This window comes from Streptomyces sp. NPDC051133, from assembly GCF_040682635.1.
Lineage (GTDB): Bacteria > Actinomycetota > Actinomycetes > Streptomycetales > Streptomycetaceae > Streptomyces.
The window spans coordinates 1-21,938 of the sequence record NZ_JBFBBK010000074.1; the positions used below are offsets into that span (position 1 = coordinate 1).

General features: G+C 71.4%; 22 protein-coding genes. 8 read left to right on the forward strand and 14 right to left on the reverse strand.

Annotated features, from left to right (window positions below; all coding sequences use genetic code 11):
* Positions 1-134: 134 nt before the first annotated feature.
* The 12 genes from AB0N17_RS41335 to AB0N17_RS41390 form a co-directional block, all read right to left on the reverse strand.
* Positions 135-326: a hypothetical protein gene (locus tag AB0N17_RS41335; RefSeq protein WP_362578214.1), complete on the reverse strand. Its 192-nt coding sequence runs from the start codon at positions 324-326 to the stop codon at positions 135-137.
* A 79-nt stretch (positions 327-405) separates the two neighbouring features.
* Positions 406-1,845 carry an ATP-binding protein gene (locus AB0N17_RS41340; protein WP_366016838.1) on the reverse strand — a complete coding sequence of 480 codons (1,440 nt, stop codon included), beginning with the start codon at positions 1,843-1,845 and terminating at the stop codon, positions 406-408.
* Positions 1,842-2,684, reverse strand: coding sequence for a hypothetical protein (locus AB0N17_RS41345; protein WP_366016839.1), 843 nt, complete (start codon positions 2,682-2,684; stop codon positions 1,842-1,844). The genes AB0N17_RS41340 and AB0N17_RS41345 overlap by 4 nt, the downstream gene beginning before the upstream one ends.
* A gap of 87 nt (positions 2,685-2,771) precedes the next feature.
* Positions 2,772-3,206, reverse strand: coding sequence for a hypothetical protein (locus AB0N17_RS41350; protein ID WP_366016840.1), 435 nt, complete (start codon positions 3,204-3,206; stop codon positions 2,772-2,774).
* An 11-nt stretch (positions 3,207-3,217) separates the two neighbouring features.
* Positions 3,218-5,548, reverse strand: a complete 2,331-nt coding sequence (locus AB0N17_RS41355; RefSeq protein ID WP_366016841.1) for a hypothetical protein — start codon at positions 5,546-5,548, stop codon at positions 3,218-3,220.
* 132 nt (positions 5,549-5,680) lie between these two features.
* Positions 5,681-5,881 carry a hypothetical protein gene (locus tag AB0N17_RS41360; RefSeq protein ID WP_366016842.1) on the reverse strand — a complete coding sequence of 67 codons (201 nt, stop codon included), beginning with the start codon at positions 5,879-5,881 and terminating at the stop codon, positions 5,681-5,683.
* A 3-nt stretch (positions 5,882-5,884) separates the two neighbouring features.
* Positions 5,885-6,448 carry a hypothetical protein gene (locus AB0N17_RS41365; RefSeq protein ID WP_366016843.1) on the reverse strand — a complete coding sequence of 188 codons (564 nt, stop codon included), beginning with the start codon at positions 6,446-6,448 and terminating at the stop codon, positions 5,885-5,887.
* Positions 6,449-6,645: 197 nt separating this feature from the next.
* Positions 6,646-8,838 (reverse strand): DUF2637 domain-containing protein, encoded by a 2,193-nt coding sequence (locus AB0N17_RS41370; RefSeq protein WP_366016844.1) that lies wholly within the window; start codon positions 8,836-8,838, stop codon positions 6,646-6,648.
* A 141-nt stretch (positions 8,839-8,979) separates the two neighbouring features.
* Complete coding sequence (locus tag AB0N17_RS41375; RefSeq protein ID WP_366016845.1) at positions 8,980-9,351, reverse strand: hypothetical protein; 372 nt, start codon at positions 9,349-9,351, stop codon at positions 8,980-8,982.
* Positions 9,352-9,474: 123 nt separating this feature from the next.
* The gene (locus tag AB0N17_RS41380; RefSeq protein WP_366016863.1) at positions 9,475-9,666 is read right to left on the reverse strand and encodes a DUF5999 family protein; all 192 of its coding nucleotides are present in this window, start codon (positions 9,664-9,666) and stop codon (positions 9,475-9,477) included.
* A 286-nt stretch (positions 9,667-9,952) separates the two neighbouring features.
* Entirely contained in the window at positions 9,953-10,210 is a 258-nt protein-coding gene (locus AB0N17_RS41385; protein WP_366016846.1) for a WhiB family transcriptional regulator, read from the reverse strand.
* A 239-nt stretch (positions 10,211-10,449) separates the two neighbouring features.
* Entirely contained in the window at positions 10,450-11,019 is a 570-nt protein-coding gene (locus AB0N17_RS41390; protein ID WP_366016847.1) for a hypothetical protein, read from the reverse strand.
* Between the two features lie 334 nt (positions 11,020-11,353).
* Here AB0N17_RS41390 and AB0N17_RS41395 point away from each other — a divergent pair, with 334 nt between their 5' ends.
* The 4 genes from AB0N17_RS41395 (at position 11,354) to AB0N17_RS41410 (ending at position 14,604) form a co-directional block, all read left to right on the forward strand.
* On the forward strand, positions 11,354-12,112 hold the full coding sequence (locus AB0N17_RS41395; RefSeq protein WP_366016848.1) for a GntR family transcriptional regulator: 759 nt from the start codon (positions 11,354-11,356) through the stop codon (positions 12,110-12,112).
* A complete protein-coding gene (locus AB0N17_RS41400; RefSeq protein ID WP_366016849.1) occupies positions 12,109-12,813 on the forward strand; it encodes an ATP-binding protein in 705 nt (234 codons plus the stop codon). The genes AB0N17_RS41395 and AB0N17_RS41400 overlap by 4 nt, the downstream gene beginning before the upstream one ends.
* A gap of 187 nt (positions 12,814-13,000) precedes the next feature.
* Positions 13,001-14,038: an AAA family ATPase gene (locus tag AB0N17_RS41405; protein ID WP_366016850.1), complete on the forward strand. Its 1,038-nt coding sequence runs from the start codon at positions 13,001-13,003 to the stop codon at positions 14,036-14,038.
* On the forward strand, positions 14,035-14,604 hold the full coding sequence (locus AB0N17_RS41410) for a guanylate kinase (protein ID WP_366016851.1): 570 nt from the start codon (positions 14,035-14,037) through the stop codon (positions 14,602-14,604). The genes AB0N17_RS41405 and AB0N17_RS41410 overlap by 4 nt, the downstream gene beginning before the upstream one ends.
* A 7-nt stretch (positions 14,605-14,611) precedes the next feature.
* On the opposite strand, the gene AB0N17_RS41415 is transcribed toward AB0N17_RS41410, so the two are convergent.
* Entirely contained in the window at positions 14,612-15,451 is an 840-nt protein-coding gene (locus tag AB0N17_RS41415) for a DUF1932 domain-containing protein (protein WP_366016852.1), read from the reverse strand.
* A gap of 4 nt (positions 15,452-15,455) precedes the next feature.
* Positions 15,456-16,103: an HAD family hydrolase gene (locus AB0N17_RS41420; RefSeq protein WP_366016853.1), complete on the reverse strand. Its 648-nt coding sequence runs from the start codon at positions 16,101-16,103 to the stop codon at positions 15,456-15,458.
* A 114-nt stretch (positions 16,104-16,217) separates the two neighbouring features.
* Here AB0N17_RS41420 and AB0N17_RS41425 point away from each other — a divergent pair, with 114 nt between their 5' ends.
* The 4 genes from AB0N17_RS41425 to AB0N17_RS41440 all read left to right on the forward strand — a co-directional run bounded on the left by AB0N17_RS41425 (position 16,218) and on the right by AB0N17_RS41440 (position 21,707).
* Entirely contained in the window at positions 16,218-16,517 is a 300-nt protein-coding gene (locus AB0N17_RS41425) for a helix-turn-helix domain-containing protein (protein ID WP_093545984.1), read from the forward strand.
* Positions 16,518-17,353: 836 nt separating this feature from the next.
* A complete protein-coding gene (locus AB0N17_RS41430; RefSeq protein ID WP_366016854.1) occupies positions 17,354-19,108 on the forward strand; it encodes a hypothetical protein in 1,755 nt (584 codons plus the stop codon).
* The gene (locus AB0N17_RS41435) at positions 19,108-19,938 is read left to right on the forward strand and encodes a DciA family protein (RefSeq protein WP_366016855.1); all 831 of its coding nucleotides are present in this window, start codon (positions 19,108-19,110) and stop codon (positions 19,936-19,938) included. The genes AB0N17_RS41430 and AB0N17_RS41435 overlap by 1 nt, the downstream gene beginning before the upstream one ends.
* Before the next feature lie 68 nt (positions 19,939-20,006).
* The gene (locus tag AB0N17_RS41440) at positions 20,007-21,707 is read left to right on the forward strand and encodes a hypothetical protein (RefSeq protein ID WP_366016856.1); all 1,701 of its coding nucleotides are present in this window, start codon (positions 20,007-20,009) and stop codon (positions 21,705-21,707) included.
* The last annotated feature ends 231 nt before the right edge of the window (positions 21,708-21,938 follow it).

Genomic DNA, 21,938 nt, shown 5'->3' on the forward strand with positions numbered 1-21,938 from the left:
TCAGCCCTGGGACGGCCGCCGTCCGGAGCCCTTCCGTGTACACCGGTACGACGGCCGTCACGCAGCACGCGGCACGGCCGTGACGAAGCACGCGGGGAGGGCGCGAAGGGGTGGGGGTGGGGGAGCGGGGCGGGTTATCCGAGGCTGCTGATCCATCCGGCGACGCTGCTGATTCCGCTGTTGATGGCGGGCGCGACGCCGGTGGAGGCGAGGGTGAAGCCGAACAGGACGGCGGCGAGCGCGGGCCACAGCCGCAGGTAGCCGGTGCGCAGCAGGACGACGACGATGATTCCGGCGAAGACGACCAGGGAGACGGTCAGCGCCACAGCGGTGAACTCCTTCGGGGAAGGCCGGCGGCCGGGCCGGGCGTGGGGCCCGGCCCGGCCGGGAGGCGGGGGAGGTGGGTCAGTTCCTGATCGCGGTCAGGGTGTTGCGGACGCTGCCGAGCTTGACCTCGCGGCCGCCGTCGGCGTTGACCAGCTCCAGGATCTGGAGCGCGTCCAGCGGATCGTCGTGCGCGTCCAGGACGGCCTGGATGCGCTCGCGCAGCGTGCGGGCGCGGGGCTTGGGCGGCGAGGCCGGGACCGGGGAGGCGGCCGTCTTGGCGCCACCGCCCTTCTTCTTGCCCCCGCCGCCTTCGCCGTCCTCGTCTTCCTCGGGCTCGGGGAAGACGGCCCGGTACGCCTCCATGCCGTCCAGGCGCTGGCAGTAGGCGTCTCCGATGAGGTCCCAGGCGGCTTCCTCGATCTCGGCAGGGGCGCCGGGGCCGTACAGGTCCAGGATCATCGGGTCCAGGCCCTCGGTGGGGACCGGGGAGCCGATGTTCCAGAACCGCATCTTGGACGTCGGGTAGCGGCCGTTGACGTTGTACGCGGTGCCCTGGGTGCCGGGCCGGTCGTCGTCGGTGTGTTCCTCGTCGAACTGCGAGACGAGGTCGACTTCGCCCGCGTACTTCGGGATGGGGGCGAGGATCTGCCCGGCGGGCAGCAGGCCGTCGGTCACCAGCTGCTTCATCATGCTGGACGTCCAGCGGAGCAGGATGACCTCGCCCTCCTTGAGCATCGCCCGGAGCGTGTCCGAGCCGCCCATCTCCTCGAGGTGGCCGGCCTGCGCGAACAGGCCGATGCCGACCCCGAGGGAGCGGCCGGTGCGGCCGATGTCCTTGATGTAGAAGGTGGCTTCGTCCCGGTAGGGCGCGCCCTTCTCCAGGAGGCGGTTGGCCTCGTCCACGATCTGGTAGATCAGCGGGTCCGGGCGGTCGCGCAGGAACTTGGAGCGTCCCAGGCGGGCGTAGCGCTCCTGGCGGTCCATCATGGTCAGCCACGTCGTGCGCAGCTGCGCCATCGTGCCTTCCTGCGTGGTGACCCGCCAGGCGACGTTGCCGTCCGCGCCGGGCCCGGTCTGCCCGTACGCCTCGGGGGCGGACTGGCCGCCCTTGAGGTCGGCGTACAGCACGGCGATCCCGGAGCGCTTCATCGCGGCGAGGATGATCTGCCCGGCCGTGGACTTGCCCGCGCCGGTGGTGCCGAACAGCAGCAGGCGCTGCGCGGAGCCGGACTGCGGGTCGTACAGGCGCAGCAGGGAGGGCCGGCCGTTGTGGTAGCGGCCGATCCACACGCGCCCGCGTTCGTCCATGACCAGCATCTGCGGGTCGGCGAGGATGACGCGGGCGAGCGGGTCGTGCGGGTAGATGGTGACCAGGGCCTTGTCGCCCATGACGCTGGTCTCCACCGCGAGCCGGTTGACGTCCTTGATGCGCAGGGCGTTGGCGAGCTTCATCGGGTGGTACGTGATGATGTCGCCGGCCTCCACCGCTTCCACGGTCAGCTCGTAGATCTTGCTCATGCGGGGAGCTCCTTGGTCTCCTCGTCGGGGATGTCGACGGTGCGGATCGCGGTGATGACGGTGGAGGGCATGCCCTTGGGGGCGATGAGCTTCTCCCAGGCCGTGTAGATGTCCAGGGCCTCTTCGGGGGCCTGGCCGACGGTCAGGCGCCGGACCCCGGCGCCCTGGCGGGGCACGGGGGTGATGGCAATGTCGTCCTCGGGCCAGTTGATGGCCGCGGACAGCTCCAGCAGGTCGATCTTCGGGACCGGCTTGCCGGGGAGGGTGGAGCGGATGACGGCGGTCATCGACTCCTCACCGGTGCGTTCGATCTGCTCCAGCACGGTGTTCGGTGCGGCGCCGCCCTCGATGGCGACGTGCTGTGCCCAGTAGGCGGCCATCGGGTGCTGGGGGCCGGCCTGGTCGGTGTCGGCGGCCAGGAGCACTTGGGTCTGCTCGATGGCTTCGGGGGTCAGCGACTTCTCGCGGCCGACCAGGACGCGGGCCAGGCGGGCCGGGCGCACGTACAGCACCAGGGCGGTCCAGCCCGCGTCGGCGAGCAGCTGCCAGTACCAGTCGATGCCGGGCACGATGCGCTGCGCGGTGAGCAGCGCGGCCATGGACACCGACGGGGACAGGTACAGGCCCATGGCGGTGTTGCCTGCCGCGTTGCGCGGCAGGGTCAGCGACCACAGGGCGCCCCATCCGGCGCAGCCGAGGGCGGCCAGCACGGAGGGGCCGTAGAAGTCGTGGGTGAAGGTTCCGGTGGCGAGCGCGCCGGTGCCGGCCACGGTGGCAACGCGGCCGAAGGCGTTGCGGGCCAGGGCGAAGCGGCCGCGCAGGGGTCCGAGGCGGATCATCGGTGGGCTCTCCTTCGAGGCATGAGGAAGGGCGGCGAACCCGCAGTGGGTTCGCCGCCCTTCGTGGTGAGAGGGGGTGAGGGTGGGTCAGCGGTTGCTGTAGAAGGTGCGGTCGGCCATCTCGATGCCGTCGGGCATGTTGTTGGCGGCGTCCGCGACCGCGCCGTAGTCGGCGATGTGCGCGTCGGCGGTCTCGTGGAACAGCGAGGACATCTCCTCGCACTCCACCGCCATGGCCTCCGCCTCTTCCTTGCAGGACCGCATCACGGTCGCCGCCTCGCGGTGCTCGTTGACGGTGGACTGGTCGACGGCCTTGGACGCGGCGAGGTCGGCGAGCTTGTCGACCGAGTCCGCGCAGTCCTCCACGTACTTGAACGTGCTGCGGACCTGGTTGGACAGGCCCGCCATGGTGGCGCTGGTGGCGGTCAGCTGCGCGACGACGATGCCGAAGCGGACCGCGCCGACGATGACGGAGCCGGTCTTCTGGAGGGCTCCGCCGATGACGGGAACGAGGTCAGACACGGTGAGTTCTCCTATTCGACGTGGTAGTCGCGCTCAGCGGGGGCGGCGTGTCCGGCATCGCGGACCGCGTCGGCGAGCGGCTTGTGGCGGCGCTCCGCGTTCTCACCGGCGGTGCGGATGGCCTCGGAGGCGGCGGGCAGCTTCTCCGCCAGGGCCTCCGCCTTCGCCTTCACGCTGACGGCCTTCTCCGCCAGGATCAGCACCCAGCCCTCCAGGACGCCGGGCACCTTGAGTTCGACGATCTTCGTGTGGAGGGCCTCCAGCCGCGTCATCATCTTGTCGCAGCCCTCAGCAGCGGCGTTGGCCTCGTCGACGCCCGCCATGATCTCCTCCGCCATGTCGGCGTCGGACTCAATGACGTCGTAGATCGTCAGGTCGCTGTCCGCGTACTGGGTGTTCGGTGCCTTCGCCGGGACGGGCACGGTCACTCCGGTTCCTCCTGTTCGTGATGCGGGAATGGCTCCAGCCGGGATGCGGGCCGCGCGGCGGTTCTCCTCGCGGCGGGCGGTCCAGCCCTCGCCGCCGACCTGTTCGACGGTGATCGTCGTTCCCTGTGCGTAGCCCCAGCCCGGGGGCGGGCCGAACCCTCCGCCCGACGCTGCGCCCGGCCCCGGCCCCGGCGTGGTGCCGGAGCTGGTGGAGCTGGACGGGTCGGGAGCCGGACGGCCCGAGCGGCGGGCACTCGATCGCTCCCACCAGCCGCGGCGGGAACGGCGCTTGTCCGCCTTCGGCTTGGGGGTCGCACCCGGGCCGGTCGGCTTCGGCCTGGTGGTGCTCGTGCCGCCGGCGGATCCGGCGGCCGTGCCCGATCCGGGCTTGCGCGGCTTCTTGGTGAGCCTGACCTTCTTGCGGAGGTTCACCTTCGGGGCCGTGCCGCCGGTGCCGGCCGCGCCGCCCGTACCCGGCTTCGGCTTCTTCGTGAGGCTGACCTGCGGCGTCGCCGCGCCGGGAGTGCCGGGCTTGGGCTTCTTCGTGAGGCTGACCTTCGGCGTCGCCGCGCCGGGAGTGCCGGGCTTGGGCTTCTTGGTCAGGTTGACCTTCGGCGTCGTCGGCGTCGTCCCGGCCGCGGCGGGCTTCTTGCCCTTCTTGCCCTTCTTCTTGGGCACCGTGGTCAGGACCGGCGGGTCCAGCCGCTTGCGGCGCTTCTTCATCCGCCGCGCCGACTCCTTCGCAATGGCCGCCGGCAGCGTGACCCGACCCTTGCCCTTGCGCTTCGGGCCGCGGCCGCCGCTGCCCGACTTCCCCGCACCCTTCTTGCCCTTGCCCTTGCGGACCGTGGTCAGGACGGGCGGGGACAGCCGCTTGCGGCGCCTCTTCAGCCGCCGCGCCGACTCCTTCGCCACCGCCTCCGGCAGCGTGACCCGGCCCTTGCCCCCCGAACCCGTTCCGGAGGTACCGGACTTGGTCCCGGTCGTGCCGGACTTCGAGCCGGAGGTACCGGACTTCGACCCGGGCCCGCGGCCCGACTTCGACCCGGAGGACGGTGTGGTGCCGCCGCCCGAGCCGGACTTGCCGGTGCCGAGGGTGCCGGTGCTGTTCTTCGGCTTGGGGCCGTTGCGGATCCGGTCGGCGGCACGGTCGCGTACGGCTCCGGAGAGGCTGCCGGAGTTGTTCTTCGTCCCGGTTGTCGAGGTCTTTCGGCCCCCGTTCCCGGTGTTTCCGCCGCCCTTTGTCCCGGAGGACTCCAGCGCTCCCCTGCGGCCTCCGCCGCCGCCTCCGCGCCCGCCAGTGCCCAGCGAGGGCGTACGGCCGCCAGAGCCGCCTCCAGGCGCCTTGTTGGGCGTCTTGGATCCCGAGCCGCCCGGCGGCTTGGAGCCACCGGAGGAGCGGAACGTGTTGGGCGTGGAACTCTTGCCGGAGTTTGTCCGGCCGCCTCCGCCGCCTGATGTGCGAGTGCTGCGCCCGAATTCCGGACCGGGCGGCAAGCGGCTTTTCTGGCGGGCCGCTTCAACGCCGATCGAGGCTTTATCGGCCGCCGCTCGCTGCTGATCTGCAATTGCCCGATGGTGTTCATGCCGGGCTTTCAGATATGCGGCTGCATTCCACGCTCCACGCATTGCGGCGACGGTAATACCGGCCATCATCACCACCGACATGGCGGCGATTCCTTGCCCTTCCGGGCGGTCCGGCATTCCCGGGTCCGCGTGCGCGGTCGTCGTGCTCCCGCCGCTGACATCGGAATCTCCCGCCACCAGCAGGGAGGGCGGGGGTGCCAGCTCGGGCAGGTCGCTCAGGGACAGGGCGGCGGCCCCGGGCGGCGGCGGGCCGCTGCCCACCGGCCCCGGGATCGTCAGCCCGCCAGGGAAGCCGAGGACGGTCCCCCCGGCGTCGTCGTCGGCCATCGGCCGTCTCCTTCGATCAGTCACTCAGGGTCACGAACCCGGGGGCCTTACGCGCGCGTATAGGCGCGCGTGTTGGGCCTTCCGGATTCACGGAGTGAAGCGGTGATGATGAGCAGTGATGAGCGCGGAGCGTTACGAGCCGGGCCCCCGGCCCTGCTGCCTCTGGGTCCACCCCTGGAGCAGCAGGACCAGGTCGGCCCATGCCTTGTCGTCGTCGCCGGCCAGGAGGCGGGCCAGGTCCCACAGCGCGGTCGCCCGCGCCTTGTTCGTCGTGGTCTCCGCCAGGCGCTTGTCCCAGCGGGCGACCTGGCCCTTGGAAAGCGGAGCAGCCACTTATCAGGCCCTCTTTTCCAGGAAGTCCAGGAAAGTGTGGTCGCCGCCGTCCGTGGCGGTCTTCTTCGCGACTCCCTTCCCGTCGCCGGTCGGCTCGTTGAGGGCCTGCGAGAGGCCGTTGAGCTGTCCGGCGGTGCTGACCGCGCGGGCGGTGTTCAGGCCCTTCTTGCGCGCCTTCTCCAGCTCCTTCTTCTCCGCCTTCTTCTCACGCTTCTCGGGCAGCTCCACATAGCGCCGCTGAAATTCTGCGTCGAGCTTTCCGGCGTGATTTACGGCGTCCCGAAGATCGCTTTCGAGCTGCGCCAGCGGACGCGACGCGAGAAAGGCCCGGATGCGGGCCTCGAAGGGCTTGTCCCCGTCGAACTTGATGTTCTCCAGGTCGGCCCGGTACTCGCGGAGCAGCGCCCTGACCTCGTCGGCCATCTGCCGCAGCCGCTCGCGCTGCTGGGCGCCGTACAGGGCGGTGCCGCCGGGCTTCATCAGGTGGTCCGAGGTCCACCGGTTGTTGTTCTCGGGCATGGCAGAAGACCTCCAGGTCTCGGGGGTGGGGAAGGGGAAGGGGTTCATGGGTCCGTGTCCCCGAGGCGTGCGTGCGGGGCCGGGATCGTGCTCGGTTCGGGCTGATCGGCCGCGCCCCGCTCGGGGCGGGCGCGGGCGAGCGGCCTGCCGGCCGTGGCCGTCACCGGTCCGTGCTCACGCTCGGGAGCGTGAGCGCGGGCCGGGGGCGACCATGAGCGGCAGGTGCTGTGCGGGGGTGCGGGCGCTCAGGCGTTGGCGGGCGCACTCGCCTTGGCGCTCGCCGGGGCGCTCTCCTCTACCTGAGCGCGCAGGCGCTGCGCGGTCGGGCGGGAGACCGGCTCCTCGGACAGGCCCGCCTCGGTGAGCGCGTCGCGGATCTCCGTCCACTCGGGGCGGCGCCCGAGCTCGGTGTAGAGGAGACGGATGCGGTCGTGGCGGCGCTCGGTGAGCGCGTCCCGCTCGCTGCGCGTCCGGGGGCTGTCCGCTCGGTGAGCGTCGTCGCCCTCCGCGTCGCGCTCACCGTGGCGAGCGCCCGTGGTGAGCGCCGGACGCTCACGCTCACCTTCGGCGTTCCCGGAGGTGAGCGCGCTCGGTTCCGGGTGAGCGTCGTGAGCGTCGCCGCTCTCCTCGATCCGCTCGACGGTGTGAGCGTCTTCGGGGGTGAGCGTGTCGGCGAGCGCGGCGGGCGCGGTGTTGAGCTTGAGCGCCATCCGCATCTCCAGCGGGGCCTTCCACCGCCACGCCATCCAGCCGTACTTCTGGCGCAGCCGCGCCCGCAGGTACGTCTGCTCCTGGAGCCGGGTGAGCGCTTCCTCGTAGGAGGTGATCTCCCACAGGATCATCCGGCGGCGCAGCCGGGCGGTGGGGATCGGAGCGAGGATCCAGCGCGAGCGCCGCACCGTCTCCATCCGCTTCTTGCCGGTGACCGCGCCGATCCGCGTCGCGTACACGTGGGAGGCGATCTCCGAGAAGATCACCCACAGCAGCGTGAGGGCGGCGTGCCCGAGGCGGCCCGAGGCGGAGTGCGCCGCGTTCCAGTTCAGGTAGACGGTCACCGCCGTCAGCGCCCGGGGCACCCAGCGGATCCAGCGCAGCTCCATGCCCATGCGGATCAGGACCAGGTTGGCGCCGGTGAACGCCGGGATGGCGACGTCGATGCCGACCGGCAGCAGCCACGGCCAGTCCCAGCCCCACGCCGTCGCCTTGGTCTCCAGCGCGGTGTAGGAGGACAGCAGACCGAGGGTGGAGACGGTCGCGGCCGCCAGGACGATCCCGACGACCAGGACCAGCTCCTGCCCGGACAGCGGCGGGACACCGCCGGCGGGCCGGGCGTCGGCACGGGCCTTGCGCCGCTTGGCGCGGGACTCGGTCCGGATCTCCCGGCGGCGGGCCCGCTGCACGGTGCGCTGCGTCGCCGCCTCGAGGACCCGTTCGGCCTCAGACAGGGCCTGCGCGGCGGCGGCCTTGTCAGCCGTGGCCTTGGCCGCCGCCTCCCGGGCCGTCTTCGCGTCCGTCTCCGCCTGCTCCCGCAGCCGGGTGACGTCCTTGTCCGTGGCGGCCCGCAGCTCCTCAGCGGAAGTGCGGGCGTCGGCCAGGGCACGTTCGGCGTCCTGGCGAAGCCCGGCCGCGGCCTTCTCGGCTCCGGCCCGGATCTGCGCGGCCTGTCCGTCCGCGCTCTCACGCATCCGGTCAGCCTCGCCCCGCGCCCGCTCCAGGACCTGGTCGGCGTCGGTGGCGGCGCGGCTGCGGGTCTCCGCCGCCGTGCGCTCCGCCGCCGCGAGCAGCTCGGTGCGCTTGGTCTCCGCGTCGGCCAGGACCTGCGCGGCCTCCGCCCGCACGGTGTCCGCCTTCGAGGCCGCCGTGGTGGTGACCTCCTGCGCCTGGCGGCGGGCGTCAGCGAGCAGCTGCTCGGCAGCCGCCTTGGCGTCGACGAGGACCTGGTCGGCGTTACCAGACGCCGTCGCCGTGACGGTGTCGGCCTCGCTGCGCGCGTCAGCGAGCAGCTGCTTGGCCTTCACGTCGGCGTCGGCCAGGACCTGGTCGGCGTCGGCGGCCGCGGCGGTCGCGGCCTCCGTGCGGACCCGGTCCGCGTCGGCCTGTGCGTCGGCCAGGACGCGGGCCTGCTCGGTGGTGGCCGCCTCGGTGATCGAGGCCGCCTCCGAGCGGGCTCCGTCCAGGAGTTCGGCAGCGCGGGTCTCGCTGTCGGCGAGGATGCGCGCGGCATCGTCGGCGGCCAGGTCCCGGAGGTCGGCGGCACGGTCGGCGGCGTCGGCCAGGACCGGGTCGGCCTCCTCGAACACCAGCGGCACGGTCTCCTCGGGAGCGGCGGCTTGGGCGGGGATGGCGGCCGGAGCCGCCGGCGCCTTTGCGCGCCCGGCGCCTCGGGCCTTCGCGGCCGGGGCGGGCTTCCGCCTGCGCCGGGTGGTGGTGTTGGCCACGGGGGTGTCCTCTCTTTCCGGCGCCTCGTGCAAGAGGTCACCGCGGGTCGGCGTCGGTCGGTAGGGTCGTGACCAGGCCCTCCGAGGCCCCGGCAGCTCTAATGCCGAGGACTCGGAGGGCCGTCTGCGTGAGGCAGCTGGTCAGGGACGGGCGGGCAGCGCGCTGCTGTCCTGCCCGAGGTGCTGGCGCAGCCAGGCGACGGCGGCCGGGGTCATCGCCCCGGTGTCCGGCTCGCTCAGCGGCGCGGTGTCGATGTCGCGCATCGCGTCCGTGGCCGGGAGCAGCCGCATGTAGGCGGGGTCGATCCCGGCGCGGGCGCGGTTGCCGCTCAGCTCGGTCAGGTCGTAGAGGACCTTGCGGGTGTCGGCGTGGATCCAGGACCGCTCCACCCGGCCGACGAAGGTGTGGCCGGGAAGCCCGAGCCAGAACCGTTCGACGTCGCGGAACAGGACGATGTCGCCCTTGGTGTAGCTGGTCGTCGGGCGGGTGGCCTGCGTCTGGGGCTGGGTCACGTGCGCTCCTCACATCGCGTACACCGGCCCGAAGGCCGGCGGCTCCGGACTGCCCGGCTCCCAGTCACCGCCCGACCCGGCCACCGGAGAGTCGGCGGTCGGTGCGGGCGGATCAGGCAGCCGTCAGGCCAGAGCCGCGACGGGACGGTGCGGGTCGACCACCCGGCCGTCGGGGAGCAGCTCGCCGGTGTCCTCGAAGATCACGACGGCGTTGCACAGCAGGCTCCAGCCCTGCTCCGGGTGGGCCGCCACGACATGTGCGGCCTCCCGGTCCGGGCTGTCGGCCGTCGGGCATGTCGGGGTGTGCGTGCACAGCGAGTCCGGCAGCCGGGTGGTGCCGGTGGTCGTCGCGGTGTCGAGCTGGGTGCTGGTACGCATGGGCTCTCCTGCGGGGATGCGGGCCCGAGACTCTCTCGGGCTGGAGGCGTGCGAAAGGCCGGCCGCCCGTGGTGCGGGCGACCGGCCTGGCGGAACGTCGGTGCGTGGGAGAGAAGTTGGCTTCCCCTCCCGTCGTGCGGTCAGCCGTGAGCGCGGCGGCCGAAGGCGTGGTTGTCGTTGGTCCGGCGGACCGCTTCCTCCAGGCGCTTCTGGTCGGCCTCGCTCACGCCGACGCCTGCCGCGCCCGGTTGCGGGCGGCGCGGCGCTTCATCGCCCGCTGCTCATCCTCGGACAGCCCGCCCCACACACCGTCGCTCTGGCCGGACTCCAGCGCCCACTGGAGGCACTGCTCCATGACCGGGCAGCGACGGCAGACGGCCTTGGCTTCCTCGATCTGCAGGAGCGCAGGGCCGGTGTTGCCGATGGGGAAGAACAGCTCGGGGTCCTCTTCGCGGCAGACCGCGTTGTGGCGCCAGTCCATCCCGATCACTTCCCCTGCCGGACGCGGCGCAGGGCCTCATCCATGATCGGGTCGGAGTCGCCGTCGTTCGTGCGATGCTGGTGGGCATCAGGTCTCCAATCGGGTCCTGGACAGCCCCGGAGGGTCTCAAGTCACCGGGGCTGTCGTGCTGTTCAGGCTGTCCGTTTCGTACGAGCAGCCGCGGCCCCGGCCTCCCCGATCACTCGGGATGGCCGGGGCCGTGGCGGTTCGTGCGGGATTCAGCGCGCGGGGCGCTGGGGGTGGAGCGTGTCCAGCGGAACCGCGGCGCCCTCCGTGGGGGCGTCACCGGCAGGGATCGCCCGACGGTTCTTGTCGGCGTCGGCCACGCGGGGCAGCACCGCGTCCCAGTCAGCCAGGCGCCCGGCCAGCGTGCGCTCCGCACGAGCCCGCAGCGTCCGATCGGTCTGCGGACTGAATGCCTTGGGCAGCACCGCGGTGGCCTGGCGGCTGGAGGCCTCCTTGACCGCGTCGGTCAGGACCTGGCGCCACTCAGGGATCGTCATGTCGAACTCCACACGGCGGTTGCTGCTCCGGCAGTGGATCGCGGCGGCGACGCCGGCCTTGCCGGTGTGGTGCGGGACCAGCTTCTGAACCTTGCTCTGCATGCCGGTGATGGGCACCCAGGTCTCGCAGTCCCCGCAGACCAGGACGGCCTTGAGCGGGTCGCGGAGGTCAATGTGCGAGGGCAGGAGCTGGGAGAGCTTGATGGCGGGGAGCTTGCTGACCCGCTTCGTGCGGGTCCGGCGGGGGCGTTCCTTGGCGGTCGGCATCGCGGCGGTGATGGACATGCGGGATCTCCTCATGTGCGAAGGGGAGGGGCTGCGTCGCGGTGCTCTCTCCGCCCGCCAGGCCGCGCGGGTGACCCCGGCGTCCTGATGGACGGACAGCGCATAGCGCTGCGACGTGCAGTAGAGAGTCGAGAAACCCGGGGGATTTGGTGTTGCCATCGACCCCGGCCCCCTCTTGCGAGGCGGACGACTTCCTACGTGCCTTGCGGTGGTGCTCACTCGGTGCTCCCGGAGGATCACCGACGCCTTACATACATCAGGTTGCATCAGGTATCCTCAGGTGTCAAGCGGTATAGTGAGGCACCCAGAGGGAATTTGAAGGAGGCGAAGGCACATGTCAGGGCCACCCCGAGCCGACAATCGGCCGCCGTACGCGCGCATCGCGGGCCACTACCGCGACCTGATCAGCTCTGGGGAGCTTTCGCCCGGCGACCTCCTGCCCAGCATCAAGAACCTGGCGACGGAGTGGGAGGTCAGCACAGCCACCGCTGACCGGGCCATGCGACTGCTGCGTGAAGAGAAGCTCGTGCAGGGCATCCCGGGTGTCGGCACCGAGGTGATGGCACGCCCCATCTCGCTGTCCTCCGGGGCTGAGCGCCACGACCGCAGCAGCAAAACGCAGTCGTCGTGGGGCGTCGGCGAGAAGTCGTCCGGCCACACCGCCGGCATAGTCGAGGCTCCCGAAGACGTCGCTGACGCGCTGGGCATTTCGCCTGGTGACGACGTGATTCGCCGTAGCCGTGTCTACCGGGACGGTCATGGCATCGTCTCCCACTCCACGTCATGGATCCCAGCGGAGTTCGCCCAGGTCGTGCCCGAGTTGGCGCGGAGCGAGCGGCTCAGGGGCGGGTTGTCGCTCGACTTGATCGCTCGGGCTACCGGGCGGCACGTCGTTAAGCGCGTAGATGAAGAGACGGCTCGCATCGCGACGGAACGCGACCTTGAGCTCCTGGAGCTGGAGCCCGACACCGTCGCGGCGATCCTTGTGCTGACCGCGCGCTTCCTGGACGCCGACGGCGAGCTGCTGGAGTACGGCGTGGACTTGGGCGCCCCGGGTCGCACCCGCCGTACGACGTCAGAGGTGCAGCGGTGACCACGTCCGACGCCGCCGTACTGGACGACACGCTCGTCTCCTGCCTCGAAGCCCGCCTCAGCCAGCTCCTTCGAGCCGAACACACCGACACCCTCACGCTGGAAGGACGATTCGAGATCACGCGCATCTCCGCCGCTTTGTCCGGCCGACCGGGCCCCGCGCCTCGCGCGATTCTCATGTCCGGTCTGCAGGGCTCTGGCAAGACGACCCTCGCCCGCGCCCTGGAGCAGGCCGGGTTCCGGCGCCTCTGTCCCGACGAGGAGATGTTCCGGCGCTACGGCCACTACGGCAGGGACTTTCCCCGCGGGCAGTTCAGGGTCCGGGAGGCGCCCGTACTCAAGGACATCGCCCTTGAGCTCCAGGAACTCCTGGCGGCCGGACACGAGGTCGTGGTCGACCACGGCTTCTGGACTCCGGAAGAGCGAGCCCAGTGGGTGGCGACGGTGATGGAGGCGGGCGGCGAGCCCGTTCTCATCTACTTGCCTGTGCCGCATGAGGTGCGCTGGGACCGAATCCGGAAGCGCAACGAGCAGTCGCTCGTCGACGCGAACAGCATCGAGTTCAGCGAGGAAGACCTTCTCAGGCACGCGGGCCGCTTCCGCCCGCCGACCGCTGATGAGCCGCACATCGTGTACGACGGTGACCCGGAGTCCATGCTGGCCGCGCTCCGCAGTGCGCGTCCCTCTACGGATGGCGGTTGACATTGACTTCTCCCTCCGACTCGCCCCACCAGGCGCTTGTTGGCCGTCTTGTGGGGGCCATCACACCGGTGGGAGCCGGATCGCAACATCACAGCGCCTTGTCGAAGCCCATGCGCACCGGCGTTCACGGGTTTTCAACATCCGTGTACACATGGGATTCGGCGGCTCCGGCCTAGGCTCACGGGCCATGACGACGACCAAGGGGACGATGGTGGGGAAGCATCGAGCGGGGTGGCGGCCGGACCGCCTGCGAGAGCAGCGCGAGGCTCACGGCCTGACCTTGGAGAAGGCCGGCGAGCGGCTCCGGGAAGTTGCTGAGCGAGCGAAGCTCAAGGGCATCCCGGCGGCGAATCCCCAGACCCTGTGGCAGCACGAGCAGGGTGAGGTCTACCCGGGCCCCCACTACCGGCGCGCCTACTGCCTCCTCTACCGCGCAACCGAACCCGACCTCGGCTTCCGGGCCGCATTGCCGGGTGAGGAGACGTCCTTCACGCTGACGCCGATGGACGACCGGCTCAACGGCGCGCATGTCCTCGCTGTCGAGCGGGCGATTCACCGCATCGCGCCCGGCAGTGACGACGCCGACCACTTCGCGCTGCAGCAGCGCATCATCGACGCGTGGAAGCGGAGGCACACCGGCGGTGACCCACACCGTCCCGTCTTGATCCTCGTCGGCGGGTTCGCCGGGAGCGGGAAAACCGAGCTTGCCCGCTTCTTCGTTCAGCTCACCGGCTGGCCGCTGCTCGACAAGGACCCGCTCACCCGCCCGCTCGTGGAGCGCCTCCTGGTCGCGCTGGGTGGCGACGCGAACGACCGGCACACCGATCTCTACCGGTCGCAGGTCCGGCCGGTGGAGTACGACTGCCTGATGCAGTCGGCCATGGCCAACATCAAGTGCGGGATCTCCACCGTGTTGACCGCCCCGTTCATCGCGGAGATGACCGACCCGGCCTGGATGCAGCGCCTGTCGAATCGGGCCGCCTCTATGGGCGTTGACGTCTTCCCGGTGTGGGTGCGCTGCGATGAGGAGTCGATGCGCGAGTACATCACCTTCCGGTCCGCAGCCCGCGACGCGTGGAAGCTCCAGCGGTGGGATGAGTACATGGCCACGATCGACCTGGACCTGCGACCGGCGGTGCCGCACTTGGTCGTCGACAACCGGCTGGGGACTGCGGTCACGCTCGCAGACCAGGCCCGGCAGGCGATGGGGACGATGTACGCATGACCGGACGTCAGGGCGTGATCCTGTACGGCCCGCCGGCCTCGGGCAAGGACACCGTCACGGCCGCGCTCAGCGCACTCGACTCCAAGTACGCGCAGTTCGCGCGGCTCAAGGTCGGAACGGGTAAGGCGGTCGGCTACCGGATGGACACAGCGGAGCAGCTGCGCAAGCTGGAGGCCGCGGGTGACGTCGTCTACGCGAACGCTCGGTACGGCAACACGTACGCGATCGACCGGCCCGGCGTCGACGCCGCGTTCGCGGCCGGGGTGCCCGTAGTGCACCTCGGGCAGGTCGACGGCGTCCGGGCGCTGGTCGACGGCTACCCCGCCGACTGGTTGGTGGTGCTGCTGTGGTGCCCGCGCGAGGTGACCGAGCAGCGATCGGCGGGGCGCGGCGACAGCGACACCGCCGCGCGCCTGGCGGCGTGGGACGCGACCCGCGAGGACCTGGATGCGCACCCGGCCATGGTGTGGGACCTGACAGTGGACACCACGGTGTCGGCGCCAATGGACGCGGCGCGGCTCATCGACCAGCTGCTAGTGCAGCGGGCGGGAGCGGCGACGGCATGAGTGCGGGCTACGGCTGGGCGAGTCGGTCCAGGGCGTCGGTGAGCGTGAGCGAGCTGTCGTCCTTGGCGTCGTTCCACCGTGCCAGCGTGGACGCGGCCGCGCGCAGCATCTCCGGCGGAAGGCCGGCGGCCGCGAGAGTGTCGGCGGCTTCCTCCAGTTCCGGACCCCAGCGCCAGGCGCGGGCTGCGGTCTTGGCGACGTACTGCGGCTCGGACAGGTACGAGTCGGTGCGCCGGGAGGCGACCTTGATGAGCTCCTGGTCGACGCCGTACTCACGGGCCATCCCGACCGCGAGGGCTACCAGCACCCTGCTCGTCTTCTGGAAGCTGGCGTACGACAGCTTCAGCGCGGACGCCTTCCCGACCTCCGTGCCCAGCACCGCCGTGCAAACGGCAGTGCCCGCGAACAGCGTCTCGATCCGTTCGGTCGCGGCCACCGCGCCGGACAGGTACAAGGTCGGCGTCTTGCCGCCGACCGGCGGGGAGCCGACGACACCGCCGTCCACGACGGTTGTCTCCGGCCCAAGCAGCGCGGCGATCCTTTGCACCCGTTCGGGGTTGATGGCGTTCGCCTCTACGTACACCCCGGCGAAATGGTGCCCGGCGACGTCGCGGGCCAGGTCCTCGGCAGCGGCCGGCGGGCAGAGGCTGATGACGATGTCGCTGCGGTCCAGCAGTTCGGCCAGCGTGGTCACGGGCGTCAGGCCGAACTTGGAGGCGCGTTTTGCTGACGCGGGGCTGCGCCCGACCTCGCACCACAGGACCGCGGAGGCGTTGGTCGCGGCGCATGCGGCGACGGCGGCGCCCATGCTGCCGGGGTGGAGGATGCCGACGGTCGGCTGGTCCACGGTGCTACTCCGTCTCTGCGAGCAGGATGGTGATGGCGTCAGTGACGTCGTCGACGACGTGGTGCGCGGCGGGGAGCCCGTCGGGCCAGGGGCGTCCTCGCAGCCAGATGGTGCGCAGGCCTGCCTGGTGGCCGCCGCCGATGTCTCCGGTCGGGTTGTCGCCGACCATCCAGCCGCCGTCCGCGAGGCTGACGCCGCACCGGCTGGCTCCGAGTTCGAAGAGGCGCCGGTCCGGCTTGCGGATCTCCAGGTCGCCCGAGGCGGCGACGCCGTCGACCAGGGAGGCGAGGCCGGTCCCGGCGATTTTGGCGCGCTGGATGTCGCCGGCCCCGTTGGTGATGACGCCAATCGTCCATGCGGCCGCGCGCAGGCGGGCCAGGCCCTCGAGGACCTCGGGGCGGCAAGTGACGGCGGCCGCCATGAGATCGACGTACTCCTGCCACAGGTCCGCGGCCGACGCTTCCAGGCCGAAGGCTTCCCGCAGCCGGGCGAAGTCTCCGACGGTCGCCCGGTCGGCCAGCGCGGTGCGCAGCCACTGTTCGGCATCTGCGGAGAGCGCTCGGGAGCGGCACAGGCATGTCAACGCGTCGTTCAGCGCCGATTGCCGATCGGCCAGTGTGCCGTCCAGATCGAAAAACGCGAGGCGAGCCACGTGCACGGACCCTATCGGGCAGCGTGCGGCACGAGGCTCTCGGTGATGTCCACTCCCGGGCAGAGATCGCGTCGTGTATCTTTCAGGGAACCATCGATCTTGAAAGGCTGCGCCGTGACCGACCCGGACCGCTTGAAGCGGGTCGACGCCCTCGTGGACGACGTCCTGCCGCCGCCAGCTGTGCGCGCGAAGCTACGCCTCGCGGCTGGCCTCACGCAGCAGGAGGTCGCGGAAGCCGTGGGCGTGAAGCGCCTTGCCGTAGCCCGTTGGGAGCTGGGGCAGACCCACCCCCGACGTCCGCACCGCGCTGTCTACCTGCATCTGCTCAACCGGCTCGCGGAGCGGTATCCCGAAGCCGCGAAGCCGGATGAAGGCATGCCGACGCCGGCCTCGGAATCAAGGGGGTCGGGGTGACGTAGCCGCCACCGGCCGCGCGCCAAGGAGTGGACTCGCAATCCACTAAGGCCACGCGGCCCGTCTCGCCGATCGGATTCGCAACCCGCGTCGGCCGCCCAGTCTCCGGTTCGCACCCGGCTCTGGGCTCCAGCTCATCGAGCTGGCTCATCTCACACAACCGGTCCGTAAGGACCAGCACTACCGCAGTCGCCCCTCTCGCAAAGGGGCTTCTGCGCCCGGTTCCGGCGGCTTTCGCAGGCCGTCGGAACCACACAGCAACCACCCCGAAGGGAGATCACCGCACACGACCAGCCCGAGGGCTGTCCGCATCACCCGTCCGACAGGAGGCCAAGGAGGCCCTCATCGTCCGGCGCCCGCTCCTCACGGAGGGGGCTGCCACCCGCATCCACTCGCTGGCCCTTCCCGTTTCGCGCGGGACGGTCCGACTCGCATATGGAAGTTGGTGTCCCCGTCATAGTGCACGACCTGGTGTCCCCTTGTCAGCTCGACCGTGCCCGATTCACACCGGTTCGAGCCCCCCACCCTTCCCGCGTGACGGGATTCGCACAGCCTGTTTGCCCTGTTCACGGCATTAGTCACAAAGATTCTTCGGGGTGGAGTGTCACACCGACCCCGGTCCGCGACACCTATACCGAGAGGGGGACCCATGTCCTCCTGGCGGCGTCGGCCGCCGTGTTGCTCCGGAGCTCCGTCCCGTGGGGCGGGACGCGAACCGAAGTTCCTGCCCGCCGGGCGGGAGGAACCAGGGGTTTCACCGCTGCTCGGAATCTGTCCACAGGCAACCTGCGCAAGGCTGCCGAGATGATCTCTTTCTCGTCCGTACGGGTGGGCCGATGAGCGCGGTCGCGGTGTCGGCCGCTGCCGTGGAAGAGTCCGCGCCGGTTCGGCGGCAGCGGGTGCGGGTGCCGATGCGTCTGGTGTCGTCGGCGGCGTACTCGGATGTCGCGTTGTCGGTGTACGTGAAGGTGAAGGCGCTCGGGATGCGTCCGGAGGGGTGCCAGGCGAAGTCCACGACGATCGCCTCGTATCTCGGGATGTCGCCGGCGTCGGTGGAGCGGGGGATGACGCAGCTGTGCCATCCGGGCCCGGACGGTGTGGTGGAGCTGGTCTCGGACCGTCGGACGCTGCCGGGTGGCACGGGCACGTCGGCGTTGCGGACGGTGCGGGCGATGACGCGTACGGAGGCGTTCGTGTGGCTGCCGGTGGCGGCCGCGGAGGACCTCACGCCCCGGCAGCTGCGCGCGTTCGCGCTGATCGCCTACGCGCAGGCTCGGGGGATCGCGCTGACGGAGGCGGAGCTGGCGGCCGGCCTGCTCCATCACTCGGGCAAGAAGGCGGGTCAGCCGCTGTCGGTGACGGCGGCGTCGGCGGTCGTGGACGCGGTGGAGGCGGCGCGCTGGGTGACGGTGCAGCGGCGTGCGGGGGCGCAGGGGCGTCACCGCTACATCGCGCACGACATCGCTCCCGAGGCCCGTCCGGACGATGGCTGCGCGGCGGCCGCCGGGGCTGCTGAGGCGACTGTGCCCAGTGGTTCGCAGGAGTCGGTCAGTTCCCAAGTTGGTGAGGGATCGGGTTCGCCGGTTGGTGAGGGATCCCTCGCGAATGAGGAATCACCTAGGACTGACTCACCGGATGACGAGCGCGCGTTCTTCTCATCCGCCGTAGGCGAGGTACCGATAGTTGAGGGCGCTGGGGCTGTGGAAAACCCGGCTAACGCTGCTGCGCGTACAGAAGCCGGCGGTGGTCTCGCGCTTCGCGCGGGTGGAAACAGCCAGCCCTCCCCCTCGAAGCCCGAAACGGAAAAGCGCAGCAGCAGGGGCTGGGGGTCTGCTCGGCCGCCGTACGACGGACCGCAGTTGGCCATGAGCCCGCACATCTATGCCGTGCTGGAGCCGGTGCACCTGCTGCTGGAGCGGGTGACCAGCGACTTCGTCGCCCGGCAGATCGCCCGTGAGGTGGGCCGCCAGCTGCGCGAGGGCACCGACGCCGAACGCCTGCACCACCGGCTGACCGCCCGGTTCGCCAAGGTGATGCTCTCGGAGATCCGCGACCCGGGCCGGTGGCTGCTGGGGGTGGCCCTGCCGCGCTGGGGCTGCGGCTACCAGGACTGCGAGGCCGGCGTGCTGTGGTCGACCGGCAAGGACTGCGAGGTCTGTGCCGAGATCGTCCAGGACAAGGCCGCCGCCCGGCGCCGCGCCCAGCGCATCGAGCAGGGCCTGTGCCCCGAGCACGGCACCCGTCCCGGCCCTGGCGGCCGCTGCGTCGACTGCGTGCTGGACGACGCGGCCCGCAACCCGGCCCCGGTCCCGGCGCAGCGCGAGCCAGAGGGTCCGCCGCGCGGGTCCTGCGGGGACTGCGGCGCCCGCATCGTCGTGATCGGCCGCGCCCTCGAGGACGGCCTGTGCAAGCTCTGCCGGGAGGAGGCCGCCGTGCTGGGCACCGCCGCCGTGCCCGCGCAGACCGCCCCGGCCGGGCAAGAGACCTGCTCGGGCCGGGACGGAGACGTGCCCTGCGGGCGGAAGCCCCTGCCGTCGCGCAGCGTCTGCGGTATCCACCGCGTCCAGGAGCTCGCCGGGGAGGTCGCCTGATGACCGAAACCCCGCAGCTCAGTGGCGTCGACCTGGCACGCGTCGCACTACGCGCTGCCAAGGTGGCAGCGCAGAAGAACGGCGGCGGCCGCACGGTGCAGCCCAAGCCGCGCACAACGTCGGTGGTCCGGCGCGGCGGGCGCGAGCCGATGGGGCTCGGTGCCGCGATCGGCACGCTGGTCACCGAGCGCGCGTGGGAGCTCCCGGCCGCCGGCGCGACGCTGCGCGATCGGTGGGCGGCCATCGCCCCCGAGCTCGCCGGGCACGTCGCCGCCGTGTCGTACGACGCCGACTCCGGACAGCTCGCCGTGTGCCCGGAGTCGGCGGCCTGGGCGACGAAGACCCGGCTGGAGCAGACCCGCATCGTCGCGGCCGCCAACAAGTCGGCGGGCCGGACGGTCGTCCGGTCCCTGCGGATCCTGGCGCCCGGCGCGTTGCCGATGCCCGAGCCGGCCGACCCCGATCCGGAGCCCGCGGCCGTACCCGCCGGGCCGCCGCGTACCCGGGAGACCGCCTCGGGCGGCTACCGCCGCGCGCTCGCCGCGCACCAAGAGGCGGCGCCGCCATCGCGGGTGGACCCGGCCATCGAGGAGGCAGTCGAGCGGCAGACCAGGGCGATGCGCGCGCTCAGCCGCAGGGCGTTCCCCGAGCCGGGGACCGCGTCCGAGGATGCGCCGGCCCCGATCGCGGCGGCCCGCATGCAGCGCCGCCGCGAAGCCGACGCCTCCCACGCCGCGGCCCTGCGGCGGGCCCGGGCGGAGCGGGCCGCCCGGCAGGCTGGCACGTCGGATGTCGCTGCCGAGCCTGCCCCGCTGCGTACGACGGCTTGAGCACGTCGATCGTCTGTGAGGCCAACACCAGGGATGGCACGATGAGTTGGGATGAAAGGCGGGGTTTCGTGCGGGGTGACAGGCGGCAGATTCAGACGGCGGTTCTGGGCGGCGCGGACTCGGAGGAACCGCTGATACTGCCGCTGGAGGCGATCGAGCTGGACGCCTTCCGCCGCCGGCACGAGCACGACACGTTCTGGTGTGGTCTGCTGCTCGGAGGTTGCGGGTTGCAGCTGACCACCAAGCTGTACACCGACCGGGTCTGCCACTTTGCCCATCATCCGGGCCCCGATGGGCACCCTCACCTGTGCGGACGGCGTGCTCGCGGGGTGAACAGCGCCGACCACCTGTATGTGAAGTCGGCGGCCGCCACGTGGCTCCGTGACCGGGACTGGCACGCCGACATCGAGTTCGCCCAGCCCGATGGAGTGCCGATCGGCTCGGTGGTGGACATCCGGTTCCCGCGCGGCAGGCTGCGCGTGCACTTGGACCAGGCGGTGGAGCCCTCCTGGGACCAGGACGGCCACGAGCCGGTGCTGGGGATGTCGGTGCCGGTGGACCGGGACACGCTGATCGACCGCTGGTACGTCCATCGCATCCGCCTCGACAGCGAAGGCACCGCCCGCCGGGTGCGTATCGGAACCGAGGCGTTCGCGCGGGAAACCGAGTGGTTCGCGCTGGACGACTGCGAGATGACGGAGCGGGGGTTGTCGACGCCGGCGGTGGAGCAGATCGTGCGGTCCCGCAGCACCCGGCCCGTCACCCAGTGGGGCGTGGGCAAGGCAAAGAAGGTTCCTCCCGCCCGTGTGCGGGCGCAGGTGCTGCTGCGCAAGCTGGACGACGCCGTCAGGGTGGAGTCCTCCTTCGTGGTGAGCCAGGTGCTCCGTGACATCAGGGATCTGACCGGCGTCGAGGGGGAGACGAAGGCGCAGCTGGCGGCCGCCGTCTCGGACGCGGAAGCCTGGCTGGAGGACCAGGTCCGGGTGCGGCGCGAGCTGTTCTCCCAGCTGGAGGAAGCACTCGCCGCACGCGACGCCCTGCAGGTCCGTCAGCTCCTGACGCGCGTCAACGCGACCGCGAGCCACGACCGCACCGCCGACGAGATCACCATCGCGGACATGGCAGCCGCGTACGTCGCAGAACAGCAGCAGGTCTATGCGGAGCAGCTGCAGGCCGAGGCCGCGGCCAAGCTCGCCAGACAGCAGGACACCCGGGCACGGCGGGCCGCCGACCGCGTGAAGACGCTGCTGGCGACTCTTCAGCGCCGCGGGGCCGACCAGTCGCGGAAGACGATGCGCAAGCTGGTGAAGGAACTCATGCACGCGGCATCAGATGCCGGTGACCGTGTCGACCCCGCTCAACAGGAGCAGATCGGCGTCTGGAAGACGCGGGCGGAGATCGGCAGGCCGCCGGCGCAGACCGCCCGTCCCACTCCTGCGATGGGAGCGCCGCGGCCGATGCGGCATGAGCAGGTGGCGCGCCGGTTCTGGATCCGGAGGAACTGCCCTCGCTGCCATGCCCTGGCGGGCACGAACTGTGTCGTCAACGCCCACACCGGTACAGGCGCTGCGTCGAAGACCCCCCACTACGAGCGGATCGAGCCCATCCTCGCGGAACGCAGGGCCAAGGCGGAACGCCGTCGGCGGGCACCTGGCCCGTACGACATCACCTGCCCGGACTGTGGAAGGCCGCCGGGCGCACACTGCGCCTCACCCAGCGGCGGCGTGCATCGCGCGCGTGTCGAGCGCGCGCGGGAGACGGGCAGGTAGATCCGCCGGGCCCAGACACCCCGTCAGGGCACGGCCTGCTGCCTGACGGAGCAGGTGGCCCAGTTCGCCCGCGAGGCCGCGGTCACCGGCGGGCCTGTCCCATCCGCACATCTTCACCGTGCACGACTTCGGCGCCGCGATGCACGACGGGCGGCTGGCTGCGTAGGTCGTATCCAAGAACGGTTGTTTGCGGCTTCCAGGAACGCTTTACGATCACCAGCGTCCGGAATG